Annotated in this window: 17 protein-coding genes and 1 pseudogene; 7 read left to right on the top strand and 11 right to left on the bottom strand. The window is 68.3% G+C overall.

Going from position 1 to position 19,560, the window contains the following annotated elements; genetic code table 11:
* Positions 1-28 precede the first annotated feature (28 nt).
* The gene (locus GOAMI_RS08535; RefSeq protein WP_006436071.1) at positions 29-901 is read right to left on the bottom strand and encodes a 5-oxoprolinase subunit C family protein; all 873 of its coding nucleotides are present in this window, start codon (positions 899-901) and stop codon (positions 29-31) included.
* Between the two features lie 10 nt (positions 902-911).
* Positions 912-1,595: a 5-oxoprolinase subunit B family protein gene (locus tag GOAMI_RS08540; protein ID WP_006436072.1), complete on the bottom strand. Its 684-nt coding sequence runs from the start codon at positions 1,593-1,595 to the stop codon at positions 912-914.
* A 57-nt stretch (positions 1,596-1,652) separates the two neighbouring features.
* Here GOAMI_RS08540 and GOAMI_RS08545 point away from each other — a divergent pair, with 57 nt between their 5' ends.
* The 4 genes from GOAMI_RS08545 (at position 1,653) to GOAMI_RS08560 (ending at position 5,784) form a co-directional block, all read left to right on the top strand.
* The gene (locus GOAMI_RS08545; protein WP_006436073.1) at positions 1,653-2,591 is read left to right on the top strand and encodes a carbohydrate kinase family protein; all 939 of its coding nucleotides are present in this window, start codon (positions 1,653-1,655) and stop codon (positions 2,589-2,591) included.
* Between the two features lie 60 nt (positions 2,592-2,651).
* Positions 2,652-3,974, top strand: a complete 1,323-nt coding sequence (locus tag GOAMI_RS08550; protein ID WP_006436074.1) for a citrate synthase — start codon at positions 2,652-2,654, stop codon at positions 3,972-3,974.
* 62 nt (positions 3,975-4,036) lie between these two features.
* Positions 4,037-4,405 (top strand): FKBP-type peptidyl-prolyl cis-trans isomerase, encoded by a 369-nt coding sequence (locus tag GOAMI_RS08555; RefSeq protein ID WP_006436075.1) that lies wholly within the window; start codon positions 4,037-4,039, stop codon positions 4,403-4,405.
* Positions 4,406-4,419: 14 nt separating this feature from the next.
* Positions 4,420-5,784: a cryptochrome/photolyase family protein gene (locus GOAMI_RS08560; RefSeq protein WP_006436076.1), complete on the top strand. Its 1,365-nt coding sequence runs from the start codon at positions 4,420-4,422 to the stop codon at positions 5,782-5,784.
* A gap of 138 nt (positions 5,785-5,922) precedes the next feature.
* Here the strand turns inward: GOAMI_RS08560 and GOAMI_RS08565 are convergent, their stop codons facing one another.
* The 5 genes and pseudogenes from GOAMI_RS08565 to GOAMI_RS08585 all read right to left on the bottom strand — a co-directional run bounded on the left by GOAMI_RS08565 (position 5,923) and on the right by GOAMI_RS08585 (position 10,199).
* Positions 5,923-7,152 (bottom strand): ABC transporter permease, encoded by a 1,230-nt coding sequence (locus GOAMI_RS08565; protein WP_006436077.1) that lies wholly within the window; start codon positions 7,150-7,152, stop codon positions 5,923-5,925.
* Complete coding sequence (locus GOAMI_RS08570; protein ID WP_006436078.1) at positions 7,149-8,045, bottom strand: ABC transporter ATP-binding protein; 897 nt, start codon at positions 8,043-8,045, stop codon at positions 7,149-7,151. The genes GOAMI_RS08565 and GOAMI_RS08570 overlap by 4 nt, the downstream gene beginning before the upstream one ends.
* Positions 8,042-8,665 (bottom strand): hypothetical protein, encoded by a 624-nt coding sequence (locus tag GOAMI_RS08575; RefSeq protein ID WP_006436079.1) that lies wholly within the window; start codon positions 8,663-8,665, stop codon positions 8,042-8,044. Before GOAMI_RS08575 ends, GOAMI_RS08570 begins: the two co-directional genes overlap by 4 nt.
* Positions 8,665-8,976, bottom strand: coding sequence for a helix-turn-helix transcriptional regulator (locus tag GOAMI_RS08580; RefSeq protein WP_006436080.1), 312 nt, complete (start codon positions 8,974-8,976; stop codon positions 8,665-8,667). Before GOAMI_RS08580 ends, GOAMI_RS08575 begins: the two co-directional genes overlap by 1 nt.
* A 79-nt stretch (positions 8,977-9,055) precedes the next feature.
* Positions 9,056-10,199: pseudogene (locus GOAMI_RS08585) on the bottom strand (NAD(P)-binding domain-containing protein).
* 102 nt (positions 10,200-10,301) lie between these two features.
* Between GOAMI_RS08585 and GOAMI_RS08590 the strand changes: the two are divergent.
* Positions 10,302-11,033 (top strand): enoyl-CoA hydratase, encoded by a 732-nt coding sequence (locus GOAMI_RS08590; protein ID WP_006436082.1) that lies wholly within the window; start codon positions 10,302-10,304, stop codon positions 11,031-11,033.
* 148 nt (positions 11,034-11,181) lie between these two features.
* Here GOAMI_RS08590 and GOAMI_RS08595 read toward each other — a convergent pair whose 3' ends face one another.
* The 4 genes from GOAMI_RS08595 to GOAMI_RS08610 form a co-directional block, all read right to left on the bottom strand.
* A complete protein-coding gene (locus tag GOAMI_RS08595) occupies positions 11,182-12,288 on the bottom strand; it encodes an XdhC family protein (protein ID WP_006436083.1) in 1,107 nt (368 codons plus the stop codon).
* Positions 12,289-12,408: 120 nt separating this feature from the next.
* Positions 12,409-13,740, bottom strand: a complete 1,332-nt coding sequence (locus GOAMI_RS08600) for a D-arabinono-1,4-lactone oxidase (RefSeq protein ID WP_040004691.1) — start codon at positions 13,738-13,740, stop codon at positions 12,409-12,411.
* The gene (locus GOAMI_RS08605; RefSeq protein ID WP_040004692.1) at positions 13,728-15,017 is read right to left on the bottom strand and encodes an alanine racemase; all 1,290 of its coding nucleotides are present in this window, start codon (positions 15,015-15,017) and stop codon (positions 13,728-13,730) included. Before GOAMI_RS08605 ends, GOAMI_RS08600 begins: the two co-directional genes overlap by 13 nt.
* Positions 15,001-15,660 carry a TetR/AcrR family transcriptional regulator gene (locus GOAMI_RS08610; RefSeq protein WP_243828715.1) on the bottom strand — a complete coding sequence of 220 codons (660 nt, stop codon included), beginning with the start codon at positions 15,658-15,660 and terminating at the stop codon, positions 15,001-15,003. Before GOAMI_RS08610 ends, GOAMI_RS08605 begins: the two co-directional genes overlap by 17 nt.
* Before the next feature lie 173 nt (positions 15,661-15,833).
* Between GOAMI_RS08610 and GOAMI_RS08615 the strand changes: the two genes are divergently transcribed.
* Both GOAMI_RS08615 and GOAMI_RS08620 read left to right on the top strand, forming a co-directional pair.
* Positions 15,834-17,018 carry an MBL fold metallo-hydrolase gene (locus GOAMI_RS08615; protein WP_006436087.1) on the top strand — a complete coding sequence of 395 codons (1,185 nt, stop codon included), beginning with the start codon at positions 15,834-15,836 and terminating at the stop codon, positions 17,016-17,018.
* Positions 17,015-19,501: an HAD-IC family P-type ATPase gene (locus tag GOAMI_RS08620; protein ID WP_006436088.1), complete on the top strand. Its 2,487-nt coding sequence runs from the start codon at positions 17,015-17,017 to the stop codon at positions 19,499-19,501. The genes GOAMI_RS08615 and GOAMI_RS08620 overlap by 4 nt, the downstream gene beginning before the upstream one ends.
* Positions 19,502-19,560: the final 59 nt, after the last annotated feature.

Consider the following 19,560-nt stretch of genomic DNA (forward strand, 5'->3'; position numbering starts at 1 on the left):
GTCGGCGCCGTCTGAATCGGATCTCCGATCAGCGCCGTCTGAAACGGATCTCCGATCCGGGCACGAGCTGTGCGGCGAGATCGGCCGACGTGTCGGTCAGCACGGCCACCACGGGATAACCGCCGGTGACCGGATGGTCGGGGAGGAACAGCACCGGGCGACCGCTCGGTGGCACCTGTACCGATCCGTGAGCGACCCCCTCCGAACGCAACTCGCCCGCGTTCTCCCGATGCGTCAGCAGCGGATACGACGAACCCGCGGCGCGGTCGATGCGGACACCGACGCGATTGCTGTCGGCGCCGACCACCCAGGTCCCCGATCTCAGGTCGGCAGCCGCGTGCAGCAGATCGGCACGCGGACCTTCGTCCACCTCGAGAACCACGACGCGCGGATGCTCGGTGTTCGCCGGCGCCGACTGGACGGACGGCCACTCGCCGGCGGCCCGGCCCACCCGCACCCGCACATTCGCGGTGAGAACCGGCGGCCCCAACCCCGACAACGTGTCGGTCGACCGCGACCCCAGGACCGGCTCGACGTCGAACCCACCGCGCACCGCCAGGTAGTTGCGCAGACCCCACACCGGTGGGTCGACGGCCAGTTCGTCACCCTCGCGCAGGACGACGGTCGCGGCGAGACCGACCGGAACCCCGTTGTGGCGCACCGAGGTGTCGGCACCCGTCACCACCGCCAGTACGTCGCCTTCGACACGGATACGCAAGCCGCCCAGGGTCGTCTCGATCGTGGCGGCCGATTCGTCGTTGCCGACAAGGCGATTGGCCAAGGTCAGCGAGCCGCGATCCGCACCACCGGAAGCGGGTACGCCGAGATGCGCGTATCCGTGGCGGCCGAGGTCCTGAAAGGTCGCGAGCGGGCCGGTCGCGAGCACGGTGACGGCGGTCATCCGGTTGTGCTCATGTCGTCCCTGCCCATTCCCCCCCGCTTGTCCTGACGTCGACGAACCGCACCAGGTGTCCGGTCGCGAACAGTGCGGGCGGGTCGGCCTTCTCGTCCCACAGTCGAACATCGGTGCGGCCCAACAGCTGCCAGCCGCCCGGACTCTCCTTCGGGTAGACGGCGCTGTACCCGGCGGCGATCGCGACGGCACCTTCGGGGACACGGGTGCGCGCCTCGGCGCGCCGGCCCACGGCGTCGAACGGATGCGGTGTCGGCTCGTCGGCGACCAGGTAGCCGAACCCGGGTGCGAACCCCATGAACTGCACACGCCAGCGGGTACTGCAGTGCAGGCTGATCACCTCGTCGGCCGAGATGCCCAGGGCGTCAGCAACATCCGCGAGATCGTCGCCGTCGTAGTGCACCGGGACGAGGATCTCGTCAGCCCGTCCGACGCCCTGGTGGACACCGGCACGTCGACGACGCAACGCGCGCCGCACACCCAGTTCGTCGACGCCGCGGCCCGGTCGGGCCTGCACCAGCAGCGTGTGGGCGCTCGGTACCAGATCGATGACCCCGGGCAGCTCTCCGCGGTCCACGGCATCACGCAGGGCGATCGTTGCGTCGAGCACTGCGGCCGACGGGGACTCGTAGGCCGAGAAGTCGAGCACCACCGCATCGGGACCCGCCGGCAACTCGTGCATGCACCGAATCTACCGCCGAGAGGGTGGCAGACTGGGCCACACAGACGAAAGGGACCCATGAGAGAGATCGTTGTCTGCGGGGAAGCGCTCGTCGACGTGGTGCAGCAGGAACAGGCACCCGGCGCGACGCTGGCGCCACTGCAGCCGGCGCTCGGCGGGGGACCGTTCAATGTCGCGATCACATTGGGACGCTTGGGGAGTGCCGTCTCATTGCTGTCGGCGGTGTCCACCGACAACTACGGCGAGGCCATCGTCGGCTCGCTGCAGGGCGCCGGGGTCGGCACCGCGATGCTGCAGCGCCGACGGGAACCGACGTCGCTCGCGCTGGCCACCATCGCGGACAACGGTTCCGCGCAGTACTCGTTCTATGTGGAAGGCACCGCGGATCGCACTGTCGCCGACCCGGGTTCACTCGCACCGACCGTCGCCGCGGCGACCTTCGGGACGCTCTCGCTGGTGCTCGAACCCGGCGCCACGGTCTACGAGAACCTGATGCGGCGCTGCCACGCCGAACGCCGACTCGTCGTGCTGGACCCGAACATTCGCTCGGTCCTCATCCCCGACGCAGACGCCTACCGGCGGCGTTTCCGCAGTTGGATGCCGTCCGTCGACGTGGTGAAACTGTCCGACGAGGATGCGGCATGGCTCGGTGAAGGGGCGGCCGGGAGCGCTGTGAAGGACTGGCTCGCCGACGGTGTCGCAGCGGTGATCACCACCGCGGGCGCGTCCGGAATCACCGTGACCACGACCGAAGACGAGGTCACCGTGCCCGCCCGGAACGTCGACGTCGTCGACACGATCGGCGCCGGCGACAGCGTCCTGGGAGGCCTCGTCCACCAGCTCGACCGACTGGGTGCGCTGTCGCCGGATTCGGTTCGCTCACTGACCGCCAATCAGTGGCGTGAGGTCGCCGAATTCGCAGCTCACGTGGCTGCCGTCACCGTCTCGAGGCGTGGCGCCGACCCTCCGTGGGCAGGCGAGCTGAGAAGCGACTAGTTTGTACCTGTGTGTCCTACCCGGACACTGTCAAAACTCTGATCTGAATAAGGGGTTCGTGTGTCTGCTGAAACAGTCCCAGCCGACCAGGCGTCCGACACGGCCTCAGCGACCTTCACCTACCCCGGTGGACAGCTGGAGCTCCCGATCCTGAAGGCCACCGAGGGCACTGACTCGGTTGCGCTCGGCAAGTTCCTTGCCGAGACAAACCTGACCACTTTCGACGGTGGTTTCGTGAACACGGCGTCGACCAAGTCGGCGATCACCTACATCGACGGCGACGCCGGCATCCTGCGGTACCGCGGCATCCCGATCGAGCAGCTCGCGGAGAAGTCGACCTTCATCGAGGTGAGCTACCTCCTCATCTACGGAGAGCTCCCGACCCCGTCGCAGCTCGAGGACTTCACCACCAAGATCCAGCGGCACACCCTGCTGCACGAGGATCTCAAGCGCTTCTTCGACGGCTTCCCCCGCAACGCGCATCCGATGCCGGTGCTGTCGAGTGCGGTCAACGCGCTGTCGGCGTACTACCAGGACTCTCTCGATCCCAAGGACGACGAGCAGGTCGAGCTGTCGACGATCCGCCTCCTGGCGAAGCTGCCGACCATCGCCGCCTACGCCTACAAGAAGTCGGCCGGCCAGCCGTTCCTGTACCCGGACAACTCGCTGAGCCTCGTCGAGAACTTCCTGCGCATGACCTTCGGCTTCCCGGCCGAGCCCTACGAGGTCAACCCGGACGTCGCCAAGGCACTCGACATGCTGTTCATCCTGCATGCCGATCACGAGCAGAACTGCTCGACCTCGACGGTGCGCCTCGTCGGCTCGTCTCAGGCCAACCTCTTCACCTCGATCTCCGGCGGCATCAACGCCCTCTGGGGTCCGCTGCACGGTGGCGCCAATCAGGCGGTGCTCGAGATGCTCGACGCCATCCGCGCCGAGGGTGGCGACACCAAGGACTTCATGAAGCGGGTGAAGAACAAGGAAGCCGGCGTCAAGCTGATGGGCTTCGGTCACCGCGTCTACAAGAACTACGATCCGCGCGCCGCGATCGTGAAGAAGACCGCCGACTCGATCCTGGAAACCCTCGGCGTGCAGGACGACCTGCTCGACATCGCGAAGGGTCTCGAAGAGGTCGCTCTGTCCGACGACTACTTCATCGAGCGCAAGCTGTACCCGAACGTGGATTTCTACACCGGCGTCATCTACCGTGCGATGGGCTTCCCGACGCGGATGTTCACCGTGCTGTTCGCGTTGGGCCGCCTGCCGGGCTGGATCGCGCACTGGCGTGAGATGCACGAGGACCCGACCACCAAGATCGGCCGTCCGCGTCAGCTCTACACCGGCTACACCGAGCGCGACTACGTGCAGATGGGCGATCGCTGAGCGACGCTTCGGCGCCGACCACCCGGAACAACGACTGACCGCCCGACTCAAAGGAGAGTCCTGTGACCAGCACTGAGAAGCCCGAAGTCGAGTTCCAGGCGGGTCCTCCGCCGGCCGACCTCTCCATCGCCGACCTCATCGTCGGTGACGGTGCCGAGGCCGTCCGCGGGGGTGTCGTCGACGTCCACTACGTGGGTGTCGACTACGAGACCGGCGAAGAGTTCGACTCCTCGTGGGATCGCGGCCAGTCGGCCAACTTCCCGCTGGACCGGCTGATCCCGGGCTGGCAGGAAGGCATCCCCGGCATGAAGGTCGGCGGCCGCCGTCAGCTGACGGTTCCGCCCGAGCTGGCCTACGGACCGGCCGGGGCGGGGCACCGCCTCTCGGGACGGACCCTCGTGTTCGTCATCGACCTGCTCGGAGTGGGCTGACGTCCACCAACCTGGTGTGGCTCAGGCGCGATCTGCGCCTGAGTGACCTACCAGCGCTAGCTGCAGCCAGAGGGACCGATTCGTCGGTCCTTCTGTGCTTTGTGGTGGATCCCCGGCTGGAGAAGTCGTCGGGGGAGCGACGCCTCGCGTTCCTCTTCGATTCGCTCCGCGAGGTCGACGCCAAGCTCGACGGCAGACTCCTCGTCGTCCGCGGTCGGCCGGAGGAGGAGATCCCGCGGCTGGCCCGGGCCGTCGGCGCCGGGTCCGTACACATCTCCGGGGACTTCTCGCCGTTCGGTCGACGCCGTGACGAGGCGGTCGACGAGGCGCTGGGCGACACCCCGCTCGAGGCCACGGGTTCGCCGTACCTCGTCTCGCCCGGCCGGGTCACCAAGGACGACGGCGAGCCGTACAAGGTCTTCACCCCGTACTTTCGCCGGTGGCGCGATCACGGCTGGCGAAAGCCGGCCGATTCGTCGGTCCCGGATTCAGCGGTTCTCGACCCGTCGGACGTGACGAAGTCGGGCCGGATCAGAATCCCGAAGGCGCCGACGACGCTGTCGTTCCCGGCCGGAGAGGATGCCGCGCTCGCCCGGTGGGCCGAGTTCGTCGACGACGATCTCGCCGACTACGACACCGGACGCAACGACCCCGCCGCCGACGTGACCAGCCGGATGTCGGCGTACCTGAAGTACGGCAACATCCACCCGCGCACTCTGGCTGCCGATCTGACGCGTCCTGCTCCCCGAGGTGCGAAGGAGCGCAGCGACGACGCCGGTTCTGCTCCCCGAGGTGCGAAGGAGCGTAGCGACGGAGCCTCGAGGGGCGCGCAGGCCTACCTCCGCGAGCTCGCCTTCCGCGACTTCTACGCCGACGTCCTCTATCACTGGCCACACAGCTTGTGGCACAACTGGAATCGCCAGTTCGACGGCATCGCTCTGGACACCGACGAGAAGGCTTACGAGCGCTTCGAGGCGTGGAAGGCCGGACGCACCGGTTTCCCGCTCGTAGACGCCGGGATGCGACAGTTGGCCGAGATCGGCTGGATGCACAACCGGGTCCGGATGGTCACCGCGTCGTTCCTCGTGAAGGATCTCCACCTGCCGTGGTGGTGGGGTGCGAAGTGGTTCCTCGAGCAGCTCGTCGACGGCGACATGGCGTCGAACAATCACGGCTGGCAATGGGCTGCGGGTACAGGAACCGATGCGGCCCCGTACTTTCGGGTGTTCAATCCCGAGGCGCAGGCCAAGAAGTTCGACCCTGAGGGTGAGTACATCCGGCGCTGGGTCGGGGACACCGACGCCGACGACTATCCCGACCCGATCGTCGACCACAAGGCCGAGCGGGAAGAAGCCCTGCGCAGGTTCGGCCAGATCTGAACGGAGCCTGTGGTTTCGACGCGGTGCCTCGCTTCGCTCGGGGCCGGCTCAACCGGCGGGGATTTCGACGCGGTGCCTCGCTTCGCTCGGGACCGGCTCAACCGGCGGGGGGTCTGCCGGTTGAGCGTGTCGAAACCCCTACCGCGCCAGCTTCAGCACCTCGCCCCATCCGAGGCGCGACCCCGTGCGCAGGATCGACCGCTGGTAGATCCGTGCCGCGACCCAGGTGGCGAGCGCGCAGACGACGGCCATGATCAGTAACGTGAGCACGATCTGCAGGGTGTCGGTGTCGCCGCTCGCGATCCGCATCGGCATGAGCGCCGCGCTGAACGGCGGAATCCAGCTGAGCACCTTGATCAGGGTCGAATCCAGCGCCTGCACACCGAAGATCCCGGCGTACATCACCGCCATGGCGAGAACCGTCAGGGGAAAAGACGCCGAGCTGAGCTCTTCCTGGCGTGACACGATGGCGCCGGTCGCGGCGTAGAGGGACGCGAAGAACAGGAAGCCGAGCACGAACCAGGCGATGACGGCCGCGAACATCCCGACCGCCGCGCCGGGAAGCGTCAGAATGCCGGTGGCGGTCCCGGCGATCAGCGCCGTCGCACCGAGCAGCACGACCTGTGCCAGAGCGACCGTTCCGATGCCGATGATCTTGCCCCACAACAGATGCAGTGGCTTGATCGTCGCCAGGAGCAGTTCGACGACACGAGACGTCTTCTCCTCCACGACGCCGACTGCGACCATCGTGCCGCCCATCATGATCGCGGTGATCAGCAGCACCACACCCACGAGGGCGATGACGAGGCGCTCGCCCTCGTCCGGGTTGGCCGGCTCGAGTTGTGTCACCGAGATGTCTACGGCGGGAAGCGAGGCCGCGTCGACGCCGCGGGCCGCCAGTGCGTCGGCGAGACCTGCCTGCGACACCGCTGTCCGGATGGGGCCTTCGACCGCCGGGTCGGCGTCGTCCTTGCTCAGGATCACGTAGGAGCCCGGGGTTTCTCCCGGTACCAGTGCCGCCGCCACGTCACCGTCGGCGACCCGGGACCGCGCCTGTTCGACGGTGTCCACCGGCTCGGTGGCGATGGTCGTACCGGCCGAATCGCCGATCGCGACAATCGATTCGGTGACCGCCGCCGGTTGCCCGACGACGGCGACCTTCTCGACGTCCTCCCCGCCGGCGAGCAGGTTGATGACGATGGCGCCGGCGATGATGACGACCATCAGCAGCACCGTGCTGACGACGAAGGACCTGGTCTTGGCGCGAGTGGTGATCTCACGCTCGGCGACGAGTCGAATCGCCTGGGCGGCCGATGCCTTGGGGGAGGGGCGGGTTGTCGTGTCGGGGGCGTGGTGCAGTGCGGTCATGTCGAAACCACCTCTCGGAACAAGTCGGTGAGGGAGGGGGTGGACGTCGTGAAGCGGTGAACCGGGCCGTGGTCGAGTGCGGCGGACAGGATCTGCTGGTCGTCGGCGACGTCCGGGTCGACGAGGAGGCGGGTCGTCTCGCCGTAGTCGACACCGCGGACGCCGGGGAGCGCGTCGGCCCACGCGACATCGGATCGGGGGCCGGTGACCTCGAGGGTGATGCCGTCGCGGGAACGCAGCGCGTCGACGGTGCCCAGCGCCCGCATCTCGCCGCGCGCGACGATGCCGACGCGATCGCAGAGGCGCTGGACGAGATCGAGCTGGTGGGAGGAGAAAATCACCGGGATGCCCTCGGCCGCCTTCTCTTTGAGCACATCACTCATGACGTCGACGGCAACCGGGTCGAGCCCGGAGAACGGCTCGTCGAGCACCAGCACCTCGGGATCGTGGACCAACGCGGCGGCGAGTTGGACGCGCTGCTGGTTGCCGAGGCTGAGGTCGGCGACGTTGTCGTCGTACCGGGCGCCGACGCCGAGCCGATCGGTCCAGCGCCGCACCGATTCCTCGGCGTCCGCGGTGTTCATGCCGTGGAGCCTCGCGAGGAAGGTGAGTTGTTCGCCGACCTTCATCTTCGGGTACAGGCCGCGTTCTTCGGGCATGTAGCCGATCCGCCGGCGCAGATCGAGATCGATGGGGCGATCGCCGAGCCGGACCTCGCCGGCGTCGGCGGACAACACCCCGAGAATGATGCGCATCGTGGTCGACTTGCCCGCGCCGTTGCTGCCGACGAAACCGAAGATCTCGCCGGGTTCGACGTGGAAAGTCATGTCGCGCAGGGCGACCAGGTCCCCGTAGCGCTTGTGGAGACCGTCGACGATGAGAGGTGCGTTCATGCTTCGCGTTCCTTCCTGCCGGTGGTGGTCTTGTCTGTGGGTATCCGCGGTCCGTCGATGAGATCTTCCGGGTCGGGGTCGCCCATCCACCAGGCGATGAGCATGGTGGGCACGCAGATCGAGGAGAGGACGAGCGAGATGAGCAGGATGGCGCTGCCGTAGACCCACTGGCCCGGGACCTCGTCGCGCATGCTGATCGCGATGAGGACGAAGTAGGGGATGAACATCACCGCATAGAGCACGAAGAATCCGAACGAACGTGCTGAGTTGCGTTGTGCGAGCTGTATTTCGTCGAGCGTGGAGACGGGCGCGTCGGCGACGGACCCGGTCACGATGCGCAGTGCCGTCAGGATCGAGATGACCGAGACGAGTCCGATGCCGAACGGGAGTAGGAACCAACCCGAGGACAGGAACGCGAGAGACGAACTGCCGATGATGACAACGAGCGCGACGATCAGTGCGACAACCAGTCGTCGGTACGCGCGCTGATTGCGCCACGACGGCAGGCGATGTGCGTGCTTGGCATTGAACTCCTCGTGACGGCGTCCCCGCCAGTCCTCATAACGGCGCCAGAGCTCGGGTTTGACCTCCTCTGGGAACGCCGAGTTCGGGTCGTTCATCATTCACCTCCGGTGTCGTTGGTGGGCGAGCCGTTCGATGCCGGTCGCGTATCGCGCCGGTAGAGCTCGGCTGACATGGCGCCGAACGGCGTACGGCTGAACACGGCTTCGACGGGCAGGTCGAAGACATCGCAGATGCGGAACGCGAGGTCGAGGCTCGGGTAGTTGTCGCCCCGCTCGAGCGCGCCGACCGATTGCACGTTGATGCCGACGAGGTTCGCCAGCTCGGCTCGCGACATCTGTCGTTCCGCACGCAAGACGCCGATGCGGTTGTAGATGGGGAGCTTTTCCCCACGGCGTATTGGGCTCACCTCACCAAGTGTTGGGAAAACGCAACAATTTGTCAACGTCTTCGGACGACGACGGGTTTGTCGCCGGATGGTGGTGAGGTCAGCGGGAGACGACTCCGAGCAGGTCAGCGGCCACGCGCGCGGCTTCCCGGCCGGCCCGGTTGGCGCCGATCGTCGACGCCGACGGCCCGTAACCGATCAGCTGAATCCGCGGGTCCGCCTCGACGACCGTCGCGAGACGGCCGGTCATCGTGATCCCGCCACCCGGCGCGCGCAGCCTCAACGGCGCGAGATGATCCAGCGAACTGCGGAACCCGGTGTTCCAGAAGATCACGTCGAGATCGAGGTGTTCGCCGCCCTGCGGACCGCAGTCCCAGCAGACGCCGGTCTCGGTGATGTGCGTGAACATGGGGCGCCACTTCAGGATTCCGTCGCGCTGTGCGGCGGCGATCGCCGGGGTGCGTGCCAGTCCGGTCACTGAGACAACCGACGTCGGGGGGAGTCCGGCGCGGACACGACGCTCGACGCGGGCCACGGCCTCGCGGCCCTGCTCGGGAGTGAACGGTTGGGAGTTGAAGACGGGTTCGCGCCGCGAGCACCAGAACGTCTCGACGTCCGGTGCCTGCCGAGCGATCTCGATCAACAGCTGGATCGCCGAGATCCCCGCACCCACGACGAGGACCCGTTGGCCGGCGAATTCCTGCGGCGACCGGTAGTCGTGGGTGTGGAGCTGGCGGCCCCGGAAATCAGGCGCGCCGGGGATGTGCGGGATGAACGGGCGGTCCCACGTCCCGGTGGCGTTGATGATGACATTCGCGGTCACGGTGCGTCCGTCGGCCAGCTCGACGTGGAAGCCCTCGCCCCGAAGATTCGTGTCACCGCGTCGAACCGAACGCACATGCACCGGCCGACGGACGTGGAGGCCGAACTTCTCCTCGTAGCGGCCGAAGTAGTCGGGGACCGCGGTGGCTGCGGGCAGCTGATCGCAATCGAGGCCGAGCGCCTCGACGATGCCCCAGCCGGGCAGGTCGTGGACCCGGTTGGCGGTGGCCAGGGTCAGCGTCGGCCACCGGAACTGCCAGGCCCCGCCGGGTCCCGGCGCGTGGTCGAGCACCTGGTACCGATCGCCGAGGCCGAAGCGGTGCAGGAAGTAGGCCGCCGACAGCGCCGCCTGGCCGCCGCCCGATGACCACGACATCCGAGTGCTCCTCGACGTCGACGGGGTCCGAGACGGACGTGTCCATCTGAGATGTGCTGCTCTGCGTCGTGCTGCTCGGCGTGGTGTTCTGCACCTGACCACCCTGTCACGGCTCGGCTCGACGGTGCGATCGGTAGGCTTGGCGCCCATGATTCACTCCACCACCGAGGGCGCCGTTGTCACCATCGAGCTGGACCGTGTCGACAAGCGCAATGCGCTGAACGAGAAGATGCTCAGCGGGCTCGCCGACGCCTTCGGCGCCGCGGTCGACGCCGGTGCGCGGGCCATCGTGGTGACCGGACGCGGCTCGGTGTTCAGCGCGGGAGCCGACCTGTCCGGGCCGGTCTACGACTCCGGTTTCCTCGACAAGCTGGTGTCGACGCTGCACAAGATCGAGCAGACGCCGGTACCGGTCATCGCCGCGCTCAACGGTTCTGCGATCGGTGGTGGACTCCAGCTGGCGATGGCCGCTGATCTCCGGGTGATGGCTCCGGACGCGATTGCTGCCATTCCGGCGGCCAAACTCGGTGTCGCCGTGGACGAGTGGACCATCCGCCGACTGGTGTCGCTGGTCGGTGCCGGGCAGGCGCGAGGAATGCTCATCGGCTGCGACCCGCTCAACGCCGACCGAGCGCACACCCTCGGATTCGCCAATCGCATCGGCGATCTCGCCGATGCGCAACACTGGGCGGCCACCATCGCCGACCTCGCGCCGCTCACCCTGCAGCACTACAAGCTGGTCCTCAACGGTGACGGCGCCCGCGACACCGCACCCGAGGATCGGGTTGCCGCGATGATGCGCGCCTGGCAGAGCGACGACATGGCCGAGGGTCGCGCCGCGCGAACCGAGAAGCGCCCTCCGCGGTTCGTCGGGCACTGAGGGTCGTCGGGTTCAGGCGGTCGAAAAGCGCCCCCGAAATCGACCCCGCCTGAGCCCACGGACGACATATCGTCTTCGGTGACACCCCACGGGGTGCTTTTCGGGGGCGGTTTTCGGGAGCGGCTCGCGATCCGCCCCGGTCCGTCTCTCAGTTCCGGTGAATGGGCCCGGCGCCCTCGAAGAGGGGTGCGGCCGGCGCGCCATGCCGTTCGGCGATGAGTTGGGCGGCCACGGCGACCGCGACCTCGGCGGGAGTGTGCCCGCCGAGGTCCAATCCGAGCGGCGACCGCAGTCGCGCGAGTTGTTCCTCTTCGACACCCTCTTCGCGAAGGCGGCGGTTGCGGTCGGCGGCTGTGCGGCGGGAGCCGAGCGCACCGATGAAGCCGAAGGTCGGTGAGCGGAGTGCGGTGCGGAGCGTCGCCACGTCGAACTTGGTGTCGTGGGTCATCACGCACAGTGCGGTGGTCGAGCCGATCTGCCGATCCCGGATCTGTTCGGCGAGATAGCGATCGGGCCAGCCGACGATCACCTCGTCGGCGTCGGGAAACCGCTCCGGGGTGGCGAACACCGGACGGGCGTCGACGACGGTGACCCGCATCCCGAGCGTCGAGCCCAGTGCGCTCAGCGCGCGCACGAAGTCGTTGGCGCCCACGACGATGAGACGCGCCGCCGGGGCGAAGGTCTGGACGAAGGTGCGCGGCCGGTCGGTCGGGGCGGCCGGATCGGTGACCTCGCAGTCGTCGACGCCGATCACGCCGGAGCGTCCGGTGGCGAGCATGTCGGCGACGTCGCGGTCGAGGCGTCGCCACGGCGGTTGGGAGGTCTCGGTCGCGAGGTACCACTCCGGGTCGGCGGTGAGGGTGGTGGCGACGGCGATCGGTTCATCGGCGGCCAGCGCGTCGGCGAGGCGTCGGAGCTGACCGAGCCGTTTCGGCGTCGGCTCGATCCGTTCGACGACGACGTCGATCTGACCGCCACAGGTCAGGCCGGGTGCTGGATCGCGCGGGTCCTCGATGCCGAACTGTTCGACGACCGCGATCCCGTCGGACAGGACCTGCTGCGCGGTGTGGACCAGGGCGCCTTCGACGCAGCCGCCGGACACCGAGCCGAAGACTTCGCTCTCGGCTGTCACGACCATCGCCGCACCGACCTCACGCGGAGCGGAACCGGCGGTCGCGACCACTCGGCACAGCGCCACCGGACGTGCGTCTGCGCCGCCGAGGACGCCGAGCAGGTCGGGCAGGATGTCGCGCATGTGTTCCAGTTGACCAGATCACCGTCGCCCGGGCCACCGGTGCCTGATGACGACGGAACAGATGTCGCGGATCGTGGCGGTGGTCGACACGATCCGCGACATCGACGTAGAGGCCGACTGCTAGTCGCCCAGCACCCGTCGCAGGTAGTCGTTGGCGAGCACACGTGACGGATCGAATTTGTCGCGCACCGCACGGAATTCGTCGAACCGCGGGTAGACGGAGCGCAGGTACTCGGCGTCGCGAGTGTGCATCTTGCCCCAGTGGGGTCGTCCGTCGAAGCCGGTGAGGATCGACTCGACGTCGGCGAAGTAGGCGGCGGCGTCGGCCGGGTCGTCGCGGTGGTAGCGGTGCACGGCGATGTACCCGCTGCGGCGTCCGGTGGCGGTGGAGAGCATCAGGTCGTCGGCCGCCGCGGCACGGACCTCGATGGGGAAGCTCACGCGGTACTCGCGGCGGTCGAGCAGCGCCCGGATCTCCCGTAGTGCCTCGGGGACGTTCTCGAGCGGGATGGCGTACTCCATCTCGCGGAAGCGCACATCCCGGTCGGAGACGAAGATCCTGGTCGACGTGTCGGTGAGCTCGCGCGACGACAGACTGCGGCCGGCCACCGCGTTGATGGCGGGGACCAGACGGGGTGCGCGGACGCCGACCTCGCACAGCAGCCGGAAGACCTTGTTGCTCAACAACTCGTCGTCGACATAGCGGCGGAACCGCGGCGGCCCGGTGATCGGTGCATCGGTGCCCAGTCGCGTATTCGTCTTCATGAGCGCACAATTGGTGTGCGGGAACATGTAGAACTCGTGGTGGTCGGACTCGGCGACGCGGTCGAGGAAGCCGGCGATCGCATCGTCGGTGGAAGCAGGTCCCTCGACGGCGTGCAGCCGGAAGTTGTCGACGCAGTCGAGCGTGATCTCGACGAGTACCCCGAGTGCGCCGAGACCCAGTGCGACGGCGGGTAATTCCGGGTCATCGGGGCCGACGGTGACGATCTCGCCTCTGCCGTTCACGAGTTTGACGCCGGCGATCTGTGTGCTGATGCCGCCGAACCCCAGCCCGGTGCCGTGTGTGCCGGTGGAGATCGCGCCCGCGATGGTCTGCCGGTCGACGTCGCCGAGGTTGGCCATCGCCAGGCCCCGAGGCGCCAGCAATGCGGGGATCTCGTGCAGGTGTGTGCCCGCATGTAGCGTCACCCGGCGCCCGTCGGCGCCGGCCAGGCCCCGCAGACCGGAGAGCTCGAGTTGGACGTCGTCGGCCACGGCGATGGTGGAGAAGCTGTGTCCGGCGCCGACGGTCTTGACCGTGCCGCCCCGCCCGGCGGTCTCCCGGACGATGTCGGCGATCGCGGCCACGCTCGTCGGACGCACCACCCGGCTCGGTGAGCACGACGCGGTGCCACCCCAGTTCTGCCAGTTGTGTCCGGTGGCAGTCGGTGTCCCGCTCACAGAAAGCATTTCCCTTCGCCTCGGTAGGTCGGCACGACCTCACCCACCACCGCATGACCCGCGTCGTCCCGATCGATGATCGCGACGTGCCGGGCACGCTCGCAGACCTCGCCGGACTTGGTGTGCCGGAACCATACCCGGTCGCCGATCGCCATCGTGGCGGCGGCCTCACCGCGGAGCGGGGTCTGCACCTCGCCGGCAGCCTCGGTGCTGACGAACTCGAGTCCACTGGGCCACACCGGTTTCGGGAGACGATCGGGTGCGGGCGGTCCCGAGGCGATCCAGCCGCCACCGGCGCAGGTGACGATGTCGCGGGCGGGGCGTCGGACGACGTCGAGTCCGAAGGACAGTGCGGGTGCGGGTCGGAACCGGGCGTAACCGTCGAAGAGATGGCCACCGAAAAGGCCACTGCCCGCCGCGATGTCGGTGACCGATCGATCGCCGGCGGTCGCCTCCAGGGATCCGGTGCCGCCGCCGTTGACGAATTCCAGTTCGGCGATCTGCCGCAGCTCGCCGATGATCTTCCCGCGCCGGCGGCGCAGTTCGGCCATCGACCGGCGCTGCATCGCGCCGACCACCCGGTTGACGACGGCCTTCCCCGGAACCGCATCGGCGACCCCGGCCACCTGCGCCTCGTACGACATCACGCCGACCAGGTGGAAACCGTTCCGCGACTCGATGATCCGGGCGAGCTCGACGGCATCGCGACGGGTATGCACCGGTGAACGCCGAACCCCGATGTGCACGCGACCACCGAGGAGCCGGTACGACGCGTCGAGGTCGATGGCCACCCGGATCGGCCGGCGCGATGCGGGTGGCGCGACCGCATCGATGATGTCCAGCTGATCGACCGAGTCGACGAGCAGACTCACCCGGCTCGTCGCCACCTCGTCGGTCACGAAGGCGGCCAACGCTTCCCGGCGGACGCTCGGATAACCGAGCAGGATGTCCTCGATCGCCGTCGACGTCGCCAGCCAGTGCGCCTCGGCGAGGTCGTAGGCGAGCACACCGTGGAAACCGGTGCGGGTGGCGAGGTCGGAGATCACCGAACGCACGCGGAGGGACTTGCTGGCGATCCGGATGGGGACACCGGCCGAGCGTCGCAGCAGGTCGGCGGCATTGTGCTCGAGAGCTGCCCGGTCGAGGGCGAGGACCGGGGCGTCGAGCCCGGCCACGGAGACCGCCTGATCGATTGCCGCCCAGTACTGCTCGGGATCTCGCGCCCACAGATCGCCGACCCCGACCGCCGAGGATCTGTCGGCCGAACCGTCAGTCGAAGGTGACATAGTTGACGAGCTGGTCGGCGACGGCGGTGATGATCGAGTCGACCACCTTGTCGTCGCCGGTGCTCAGGTAGATCAGCGTGATCGAGTTGGTCGCGGCGATGATGAACGGGCCGATTTCCTCCGTCGGCCGGGTCCACGTCAGACCGGCGAGTTCGGCCGTCTCCTGCAGACCGAACGACGCAACCCGGTAGAGCTGCTCGTACATGACCTTGCCGACCTGCTGCAGTTCCGGATGGTTGTGCGCGTAGATACCGAGCGCGATCGTCGCCTGCATGCGGCCGGGATCGGCTTTGAGGAGGTCGACGAAGGCATGGAACTGGCGAACGATGTTCGCTTTGAGTGCGTCGACGTCGGGGTTCGGTCCGAAGTCGGCGGCGGGCATGACCGAATGCAGCATCCGCTCGATGTCGACGGGGACGGCCTGCTCCATCACCGCGCACAGTAGCGCCGTGCGGCTCTCGAACGCGTAGTGGAAACTCGCGAGAGGCATTCCGGCGTGAGCGCAGATCCGGCGGGTGGTGGCACCCTCGACACCGTGATCGGCGATCGCCCGGTAGGCCGACTCGATGAGCGCGCTTCGACGCTGTTCGACGGACATCCGTGGCACGACGGTCAACCCCTTGGCCCACATGCGCCTGCGCATGTGCGATGGACAATGTTCGCCGCAGCCTATCAGTGCCGCTGATCGCGTTTGCGCGGTTCACCGCCGAAGATGTGCCGATCCCGGCCCCGGCTCACAATCCGCATCCGGCCGTGTGAGGTTCGGTTCCGGCGTCGTCGCGCTTCACGTCGTACCCCCGCCGATCGGATTACTGTGTGGACGTGACCTCGAACCCCGGAAGAACCGGCTCCGACGCGACCTCGCGGGTCCTCGGGCGGGTGACATCGGCGGGGGCGATGATGGCCGACGCGGTGGCCGGACGGCTCGCCGCCGGCGGTCTCGGCCCGGCACGCGCGCTCGGCGCCACCCGCGAGGAGATCATGCCGCATGTCCGCACGTCACCGAACCTGCGCGACGGGGTCTTCGACAACCCCGAACCGCCCGAGGCGTCCGTCGCCGCGGACCTCCAGGTGCTCGCCGACATGGCACGCCGCCCGGGACGGCCCCGACGGCCGGTGATGCTCACCGTCCCGACCTTCGACGCTCCCGCGCACCTCTCGGCCACCTGGCTCGGACATGCGACGGCGATCGTCGACATCGACGGAGCGCGCATCATCACCGACCCCGTGCTCAGCCGCCGGTGTTCCCCGAGTCAGCTCGTCGGTCCGGCGCGCATGCACGCGGCGCCGCTTCCGGCGCGAGAGTTGCCGCCGATCGACGTGGTGGTCATCAGCCACGACCACTACGACCACCTCGACATGGACACCGTCACCACCATCGCCGCCACCCAGCCGGACGCGGTCTTCGTCACGACCATCGGCGTCGCCGCACACCTGATGTCCTGGGGTATCGCCGAGGGCCGGATCCGGCAGGCTGATTGGTGGGACGAGGTGGTCGTCGCGACGCGCGGCGGTGAGCTGCGGTTCACCTGCGGTCCGGCGCGCCACTTCTCGGGTCGGCGGCTGGTCCGCAATCTGACGCAGTGGGGGAGCTGGGCGATCGCCGGGCACACCCACCGGGTGTTCTTCTCGGGCGACACCGGGCACACCGAACGCTTCGAGGACGTCGGTGCGCGACTCGGTCCCTTCGACCTCACGCTGATCGCCGTCGGCGCCTACGACGTGCTGTGGCCCGACGTCCACGTCGACCCGGAGGATGCGCTGTCGGTGCACCGGATGGTGTCGCCCGGCGCGGGAGCCGATTCGGTGATGATCCCGATCCACTGGGGGACCTTCAATCTCGCACGCCATCCGTGGGGCGAGCCGATCGCGCGGTTGCAGGCGGCCTCACACCACGGCGACCCGACTGTGCTCGTACCGCAACCCGGTGGTTCGATCGACATCGAACACCGCACCGGAACGGGTGTGGCGCACTCGAGTTGGTGGGAGGTTTCGGCGTGAGCACCACGGCGGAGACGATCGAGCCCGGCCTGACCGCGGCCGAGGTGGCGCAGCGGGTCGCCGACGGCAAGGTCAACTCCATGCCCGACCGTTCGGGTCGCAGCGTCGCGGACATCGTGCGCGCCAACGTGTTCACCCGCATCAACGCCATACTCGGCGTCCTCTTCGCCATCGTCGCGTTCACCGGATCACTCATCAACGGACTGTTCGGCCTGCTGATCATCGCGAACTCGACGATCGGCATCGTCCAGGAGGTGCGGGCCAAACGCACCCTCGACAAGCTGGCCATCGTGGGCCAGACCCGGCCCCGGGTGCGGCGCGACGGTGAGGTCGCCGAGGTGTCGCCCGACGAGGTCGTCCTCGACGACATCATCGAGATCGGCGCCGGCGATCAGATCGTCGTCGACGGGGAGGTGATCGAGGCGATTGCACTCGACGTCGACGAGTCGCTGCTCACCGGTGAGGCCGATCCCATCGACAAGGACCCGGGTGCGCGGGTCCTCTCCGGCAGTTTCGTGGTCGCCGGCGGCGGTGCCTACCGCGCGACCAAGGTCGGGGCGGACGCCTACGCCGCGCAACTCGCCGCCGAGGCGTCGAAGTTCACCCTCGTCTCCTCCGAACTGCGGTCGGGGATCGACCAGATCCTGCGGGTGATCACCTGGCTGCTGATTCCCGCCGGCCTCCTCACCATCGTCAATCAGCTGTTCATCAGCGACAACGGTCTCAAGCACGCGCTGCTGGGAATGGTCGCCGCCCTGGTGCCGATGGTCCCCGAAGGTCTGGTGCTGATGACCTCGATCGCCTTCGCGGTGGGCGTCGTGCGGCTCGGTCAGCGGCAGTGCCTGGTCAACGAACTCCCGGCGATCGAAGGGCTTGCCCGGGTCAACGTGGTGTGCGCCGACAAGACCGGCACCCTCACCGAGAACGGCATGCGGTTGTCCGAACTGAGGCTCGTGGGTGACGTGCCGGAGAACCGGGCCGGGGAGGTGCTGGCCGCGCTGGCGGCCCACGACCCGCGGCCCAACGCCAGCATGATCGCGGTCGCCGAGGCATACCCGACGCCACCCGCGTGGACCGTGTCGGCCATCAAACCGTTCACCTCGGCCACCAAGTGGAGCGGCATGTCGTTCGACGGCCCGGCCGGCGACGACGCGGGCAACTGGCTGATCGGCGCACCCGACGTGCTGCTCGATCCCAGCGGGCAGACCGCACAGCTCGCCTCCGACATCGGTGCCACCGGGCTGCGTGTCCTGCTGCTCGCGCGCACCGACGTCCCCGTCGACACCGAACCCGCCGGCGGCGCGGTCGCCCCCGGCACCGTGACCCCGGTCGCGCTCGTCGTGCTCGAACAGCGGGTCCGGCCCGACGCGCGCGGCACCATCGAGTACTTCGAACAGCAGCACGTCGCGGTCAAGGTGATCTCCGGCGACAACGCCCGCTCGGTCGGTGCGGTCGCCGAATCACTGGGGCTCGGGACCGCCGACACCTCGGTGGACGCGCGCCGGCTGCCGGACGACACCGACGAACTGGCCGATGTCGTCGAGCACGGCGTCACGTTCGGCCGGGTCCGCCCCGATCAGAAGCGTGCGATGGTCAAGGCGCTGCAGGCGCGGGACAACACCGTCGCGATGACCGGCGACGGTGTCAACGACGTGCTCGCACTCAAAGACGCCGACATCGGTGTCGCGATGGGGTCGGGCAGCTCGGCCGCCCGATCGGTGGCCCAGATCGTGTTGCTGGACAACAAGTTCGCCACCCTGCCGTATGTGGTTGGCGAGGGCCGCCGCGTCATCGGCAACATCGAACGCGTGTCCAACCTGTTCCTCACCAAGACGGTGTACGCGGTGCTCCTGGCGCTGTTCGTGGGCGTCGGCGGTGTGCTGGGCAAGCTGTTCGACTCCGATCCGCTGAGCTACCCGTTCCAGCCGATCCACGTGACGATCTCGGCGTGGTTCACGATCGGCATTCCCGCGTTCGTGCTGTCGCTGGCCCCGAACAACGAACGCGCCCGACGCGGCTTCGTCCGCCGTGTGCTGCTGCAGGCGGTCCCGAACGGCGTCATCGTCGGCCTGTGCACCTTCGTCACCTATCTGATCGTCAACCCCGGCGGTCCGGGGGTGGAGGTCGGCGGTGACGCCGTCGACCTGTCGCCGGCGCAGACGCAGGCCGCGACCGCGTCGCTCATGACGCTCATCGCGATCGCGGTCTACGTTCTCGCGGTGGTGGCCCGGCCCTACACCTGGTGGAAGGTCGTCCTGCTCGGCGTCTCGGCCGGAGCCTACGTGCTGATCTTCGCGTGGCCGTTCACCCAGGACCTCTTCCGTCTCGACTCGTCCAACGCGACGATGAACTCGGTTGCGCTCGTCTCGGCGGCGATCGGGATCGTGTGCGTGGAGGCCGTTTCGCGGGTGGTGCCGCGGTGGATCGCGACCCACCGTTCGCCCGCGGAACACTCCGTGGAGGTCGACGCGGCGGCCGCGTGAACACGCCGTGCAGGCGGCTAAACTCTGCGGCGTATGGCCGGAAGACATTCGGCTCGTCG

Origin of the sequence: Gordonia amicalis NBRC 100051 = JCM 11271 (assembly GCF_000332995.1) — a bacterium.
GTDB lineage: Bacteria > Actinomycetota > Actinomycetes > Mycobacteriales > Mycobacteriaceae > Gordonia > Gordonia amicalis.

Coding starts and splice junctions, on each gene's coding strand:
- GOAMI_RS08535 (WP_006436071.1), bottom strand. CDS start 901: ATGACCGCCGTCACCGTGCTCGCGACCGGCCCGCTCGCGACCTTTCAG.
- GOAMI_RS08540 (WP_006436072.1), bottom strand. CDS start 1,595: ATGCACGAGTTGCCGGCGGGTCCCGATGCGGTGGTGCTCGACTTCTCG.
- GOAMI_RS08545 (WP_006436073.1), top strand. CDS start 1,653: ATGAGAGAGATCGTTGTCTGCGGGGAAGCGCTCGTCGACGTGGTGCAG.
- GOAMI_RS08565 (WP_006436077.1), bottom strand. CDS start 7,152: ATGACCGCACTGCACCACGCCCCCGACACGACAACCCGCCCCTCCCCC.
- GOAMI_RS08570 (WP_006436078.1), bottom strand. CDS start 8,045: ATGAACGCACCTCTCATCGTCGACGGTCTCCACAAGCGCTACGGGGAC.
- GOAMI_RS08575 (WP_006436079.1), bottom strand. CDS start 8,665: ATGAACGACCCGAACTCGGCGTTCCCAGAGGAGGTCAAACCCGAGCTC.
- GOAMI_RS08590 (WP_006436082.1), top strand. CDS start 10,302: ATGATTCACTCCACCACCGAGGGCGCCGTTGTCACCATCGAGCTGGAC.
- GOAMI_RS08595 (WP_006436083.1), bottom strand. CDS start 12,288: ATGCGCGACATCCTGCCCGACCTGCTCGGCGTCCTCGGCGGCGCAGAC.
- GOAMI_RS08600 (WP_040004691.1), bottom strand. CDS start 13,740: ATGCTTTCTGTGAGCGGGACACCGACTGCCACCGGACACAACTGGCAG.
- GOAMI_RS08605 (WP_040004692.1), bottom strand. CDS start 15,017: ATGTCACCTTCGACTGACGGTTCGGCCGACAGATCCTCGGCGGTCGGG.
- GOAMI_RS08610 (WP_243828715.1), bottom strand. CDS start 15,660: ATGCGCAGGCGCATGTGGGCCAAGGGGTTGACCGTCGTGCCACGGATG.